Below are 5,719 nucleotides of genomic sequence, written 5' to 3' on the forward strand. Positions count from 1 at the left end.
ATCAACGCGGCACGCGCCGACACCAGCTTCGCCGCATCCTCCAGCGACAACACACCCGCCACATGAGCAGCAGCGATCTCACCGACCGAGTGACCAGCCACATAATCCGGCCGCACACCCCACGATTCGAGAAGCCGGAACAAGGCGACCTCGACAGCGAAGAGCGCGGGCTGCGTCGAACCCGTCTGGTGGAGCTCCTCCGAGTCAACCTCGACCGGCGCATCCAGAAGCGCACACACCTCGTCGTACACCGCCGCGAACACCGGGTACGCCTCATACAGCTCGCGCCCCATACCGATCCGCTGCGAGCCCTGACCCGAGAACAAGAATCCGACCTTGCCCCCGACGGCACCGCCCACCGGAGCACCGCCGGAAACAAGCGCCTCCAGCCCCCGGCGGAACTCCCCGAGTTCCTCCCCCACGATCACCGCACGGCGCTCCAGCACCGCACGCGACGTCGCCAGCGAGAACCCCACGTCACCCGGCCGAACCCCGGCACCGTCGACGCCCTCTACACCCCCTACGCCCTCTACGCCCTCAGCGTCCAGGAAGGACAGCAGCCGGGCCGCCTGCTCCCGCAGCGCCGCATCACTCTTCGCCGACAGCACCCACGGAACCGGCCCCGCAACGGCCGTCCCGCGGGCGGGCTCCTCGCTCGTCGTGGCCTGCTCGACGATGACGTGCGCGTTGGTGCCGCTGATGCCGAAGGAGGACACCGCCGCTCGGCGCGGCAGGTCGCCAGCGGGCCACTCCACCGCCTCGGTCAGCAGTCGTACGCCGCTTGCCGACCAGTCCACGTGCGGGGTCGGCTCGTCCACGTGCAGGGTCCGCGGCAGCACGCCGTGGCGCATCGCCAGCACCATCTTGATCACACCGGCCACGCCCGCCGCGGCCTGCGTGTGGCCGATGTTCGACTTCAGCGAGCCCAGCCACAGCGGCCGGTCGCCGTCCCGCCCCTGGCCGTAAGCGGCGATGAGGGCTTCCGCCTCGATCGGGTCGCCGAGCCGCGTGCCCGTACCGTGCGCCTCCACGGCGTCGACGTCCGCGGGCGCGAGTCCCGCGGCCGCCAGGGCTTGGCGGATGACGCGCTGCTGGGAGGGGCCGTTGGGCGCCGTGAGTCCGTTCGACGCGCCGTCCTGGTTGACCGCGCTGCCCCGTACGACGGCCAGTACCGGGTGGCCGTTGCGCCGGGCGTCGCTGAGTCGCTCCACCAGCAGCATGCCGACGCCTTCGGCCCAGCCCGTGCCGTCCGCGCCGGCCGCGAACGCCTTGCACCGGCCGTCCGCCGACAAGCCGCGCTGACGGCTGAACTCCACGAACATGCCGGGCGTGGACATCACGGTGACGCCGCCGGCCAGGGCCATCGTGCACTCGCCGCTCCGCAGCGACTGGACGGCCAGGTGCAGGGCGACCAGGGACGACGAGCAGGCCGTGTCGACCGTGACAGCGGGACCTTCGAGGCCGAACGAGTAGGCCACGCGGCCCGAGGCGACGCTGGTCGTCGTGCCGGTCAGCAGGTAGCCCTCGACGCCGTCGACCGGCTCGTGCAGCCGGGGGCCGTAGTCCTGTGCCGTCGCGCCGATGAACACGCCCGCCCGGCTCCCGCGGAGCGTGTCCGGGTCGATGCCGGCCCGCTCGAAGGCCTCCCAGGCGGTCTCCAGGACCAGCCGCTGCTGCGGGTCGATCGCGGCGGCCTCGCGGGGGCTGATGCCGAAGAAGCCGGCGTCGAACTCGGCCGCCCCGTGCAGGAAGCCGCCGTGCCGCGTCGAGGACTTGCCGGGCGTGCCGGGCTCCGGGTCGTAGAGCGCTTCGACGTCCCAGCCGCGGTCCGTCGGGAATCCGGAGACGGCGTCGCCACCGGAGGAGAGCAGCCGCCACAGGTCCTCGGGGGAGCTGACGCCGCCGGGCAGGCGGCAGCTCATGGCCACGATGGCGATGGGCTCGTCGGGGTCGGCCACCGTCGCGGGCGCGGAGGCCGCCGCGTCCTCGCCGCCCAGGGACCGGGCGGCGAGGTGGCGGGCGAGCGCGGCAGGGGTCGGGTGGTCGAACAGCAGCCCGCTGGGCAGGCGCAGGCCGGTGGCCCCGCTGAGCTGGTTGCGCAGTTCCACCGAGCTGAGCGAGTCGAAGCCGAGGTCCTTGAACGTCCACTCGGTCTCGACCCGGCGGGCTTCGGCGTGGCCCAGGACGGCGGCGATGTGTGCGCGGACCAGGTCGAGCACGGCCTCGTCGCGTTCGGGCTCGGGCAGCCCGGCCAGCCGCCGGCCCAGAGCTCCGACAGGTGCGCTGTCGGTCTCGGCGACGGTGTCCGGCTGCGGAGCCGCGGGAGCCCAGCCGGTGGTGGCTGCGGGCGACGTGGTGTCGCCGTCCAGCCAGTACCGCTGCCGTTCGAACGCGTAGGTGGGGAGCGCGACCTTGCGGTGTGCGTCTCGCCCGCCGCCGAACACGGCGTCCCAGTCCGGCTCCACGCCGTGGACGTGCAGCGAGGCGACCGCCGCCAGCAGGGCCTGCGCCTCGGGGCGACGGGCGCGCAGGGCGGGGACGAACAGGGACTCGCTGTCAGCGCCGGCGCGGGCCATGGAGGTGAGCACGCCGCCGGGGCCGAGCTCCAGGTACGTGCGTACGCCCTGCTCGTCGAGGCGGGCGACGCCGTCGGCGAAGCGGACGGCCTCGCGCACGTGGCGGACCCAGTACGCGGCCGTGCATCCTTCGTACCCCGAGGGTTCCTCGGACAGCCGGCCCGTCACGTTGGACACGATCGGGATGCGCGGGGCGTGGAAGGTCAGACTCTCGGCCACGTCGCGGAACTCCGCCAGCATGGGTTCCATGTGCGGGGAGTGGAAGGCGTGACTGACCCGCAGCCGGCTGGTCCTGCGGCCCAGGGCGGCGAAGGCGTCGGCGATCTCGGTGACGAGCGCCTCGTCGCCGGAGACGACGACGGAGTCCGGGCCGTTCAGCGCGGCGATGCTCACGCGGTCCGTGCGGTCACCGATGCGGGCGCGGACCTCGTCCTCCGCGGCCTGGACGGCGATCATGGCGCCCCCGGCGGGCAGCGCCTGCATCAGGCGGCCGCGCGCGGCCACGAGGGCACAGGCGTCGGCGAGCGAGAGGACGCCGGCCACGTGCGCGGCGGCGAGTTCGCCGATGGAGTGGCCCATGAGCACGCCGGGGGTGACGCCCCAGCTCTCCAGAAGCCGGAACAGGGCGACCTCGACGGCGAACAGCGAGGTCTGCGTGTAGAGGGTCCGGTCGAGTTCGGCCGCTTCCTCGGTGCCGTCGGGGGCGAACATGACCTCGCGCAGCGGCCGCGGCAACAAGGGGTCGAGGTGTGCGCACACCTCGTCCAGAGCCGTGGCGAACGCCGGGACGGCCTCGGCGAGTTCGCGGCCCATGCCGGCTCGCTGGCTGCCCTGGCCCGAGAACAGGAAGGCGACGTCGCCGCGCGGGCCCGTGCGGCCCGTGGTCAGTGCGGCGTCGATGCCGCCGGTGGACAGCTCGCGCAGGGCGCGCAGGAAGTCGTCTCGGTCCTCGCCCACGACGACGGCCCGGTGTTCGAAGGCGGTACGGCCGGTGGCCAGCGACCAGCCCACGTCGGGCAGGGCTAGGCCGGGGTGCGCCTCGGCGTGTGCGAGCAGGGCGGCGGCCTGGGCGCGCAGCCCTGATGCGGTCTTGGCGGACAGCGGCCACAAGGCCGGAGCCGCGCCCGGAGCCCCGCCCGAACCCGCCTCCGCAGCCGCGTCCGCAGCCGCGTCCGTACCCGCCTTGGCAGCCGCGCCCGCCGCCGTCGCCTGGTGTTCCGCGAGCACGACGTGGCAGTTGGTGCCGCCCATGCCGAACGAGCTGACGCCGGCGAGCAGCGGGCGTCCGTCCTCGGCGGCCCATGCGCTGTGCTCGGTCTGCACCCGCAGGTTCAGCCGGTCCAGCGGGATCGCCGGGTTCGGCGTCTCGAAGTTGAGGCTGGCGGGCAGTTCGCGGTGGTTGAGCGACAGGGCCGCCTTCAGCAGGCCGGTGATGCCGGCGGCGCCCTCCAGGTGGCCGACGTTGGTCTTGGCCGAGCCGACCCGCAGAGGGCGACCGGGCTCGCGTGCCGTGCCGAGCACCGCGCCGAGCGCGGCTGCCTCGACGGGGTCGCCGACCTTGGTGCCGGTGCCGTGCAACTCCACGTAGCCGACGTGCGCGGGGTCGGTCCCGGCCCGCTCGTGGGCGAGCCGGAGCACCTGTTCCTGCCCGGACTGCAGGGGTACGGTCAGGCCGTCGCCGCCACCGTCGTTGTTGACCGCACTGCCGCGGATCACGCAGTAGACGGGGTCGCCGTCCGCGACGGCCCGGGCGAGAGGTTTGAGGACGACGATGCCGCCGCCCTCGCCGCGGACGTAGCCGTTCGCGCGGGCGTCGAAGGTGAAGCAGCGGCCGTCGGGGGACAGCCCGCCGAACTTGGCGGCGCCCAGGGTGCTCTCGGGCACGATGTTGAGGTTCACGCCGCCCGCGAGGGCGATCGTCGATTCGCCCTTGCGGAGGCTCTCGCAGGCCAGGTGGACCGAGACCAGGGATGAGGACTGGCCGGAGTCCACGGTGAGGCTGGGGCCGTTCAGTCCGAGGAAGTACGAGACCCGGTTGGCGATGATGCTGCGGTGCAGGCCGGTGACGGTATGCGGGGAGATGGCCGTGAGTCCCGAGCGGTGGTGCAGGGTCGCGTAGTCGTCCCAGATGGCGCCGATGAACACTCCGGCGCGGGTGGAGCGCAGCGTCTCGGCGCGCACGTGCGCGTCCTCCAGCGCTTCCCAGGCCAACTCCAGCACGAGCCGCTGCTGCGGGTCCATGGCGGCGGCCTCCTTGGGGGAGAGCCCGAAGAACCCGGCGTCGAAGTGGCCGATGCGGTCGAGGAATCCGCCCCGGCGGATGTCGGTCCTGCCGGGTTCGGAAGGGTCGGTGTCACCCACCGCGGCCCCGTCCCACCGGTCCGGGGGGACGTCGGTGATCGCGTCCGCGCCCTCGCTGAGCAGCCGCCAGAAGGCGGCCGGGTCGGCGGCTCCCGGCAGTCGGCACGCCAGGCCGATGACAGCTATGCCATCGGCCGAGTCCGCCGAAGCCGAACCGGCCCGACTCCCCGTTCCGTTGAGCTCGGACTCGACCATGTTGCGCTCCACCCACCCACACAGAGAATGAAAAGGCACCGCACCGTGGTGGCCTCGGCGCAGGCGATCGGCACGACCGGGCGGCAACAAGTTGCGGTGTGACCCCAGTTTCGGTCCCGCAGCCCCGCTCCGCCGCTGCAGCGGATCAGGTCTAGGGGAATCCCCAATGGTCGGCAACTCCTCATTCGTACTGGTCAAAGCCGCGTGACCGTGGTGCGCCAGCAGACGCTGAACCTCCTGGTGCCGTACTCGCCGAAGAGGCCGGGCTTCTTCCAGAGGCACGAAAAAGGGCGCCTGACCAGGGAGGTACCCAGCAGACGCCCTTCGGGCAGTGGAAGACCTGTCATGACCGGCGTGGAGATGTCAGCTGACGGCACGTGAGAGACCCCTGGGGGCCGACCGGCAGCGCGGCGCCCATCTCGACCGGTCGATCAGCCACCCGGTAACCGGTTTGGAGCAGTGCCACCCGCGTGACGAGCGGAAGAAGGCAATCCGGTCCCGGGGGGGGGGGGGGGGGGGGGGGGGGGGGGGGGGGGGGGGGGGGGGGGGGGGGGGGGGGGGGGGGGGGGGGCGAGGGGGGGGGGGGG

The 5,719-nt window shown here is 73.3% G+C and carries 1 protein-coding gene; it reads right to left on the minus strand.

The genetic code is table 11. The features are described 5' to 3' along the window. Positions 1 to 5,132 (minus strand): beta-ketoacyl synthase N-terminal-like domain-containing protein (locus tag ACZ7GZ_RS38770; RefSeq protein WP_471031944.1); only part of this gene is annotated, 5,132 nt, incomplete at its 3' end. Between the last annotated feature and the right edge of the window lie 587 nt (positions 5,133 to 5,719).

It is taken from the genome of Streptomyces sp. NPDC037288, from assembly GCF_055603265.1.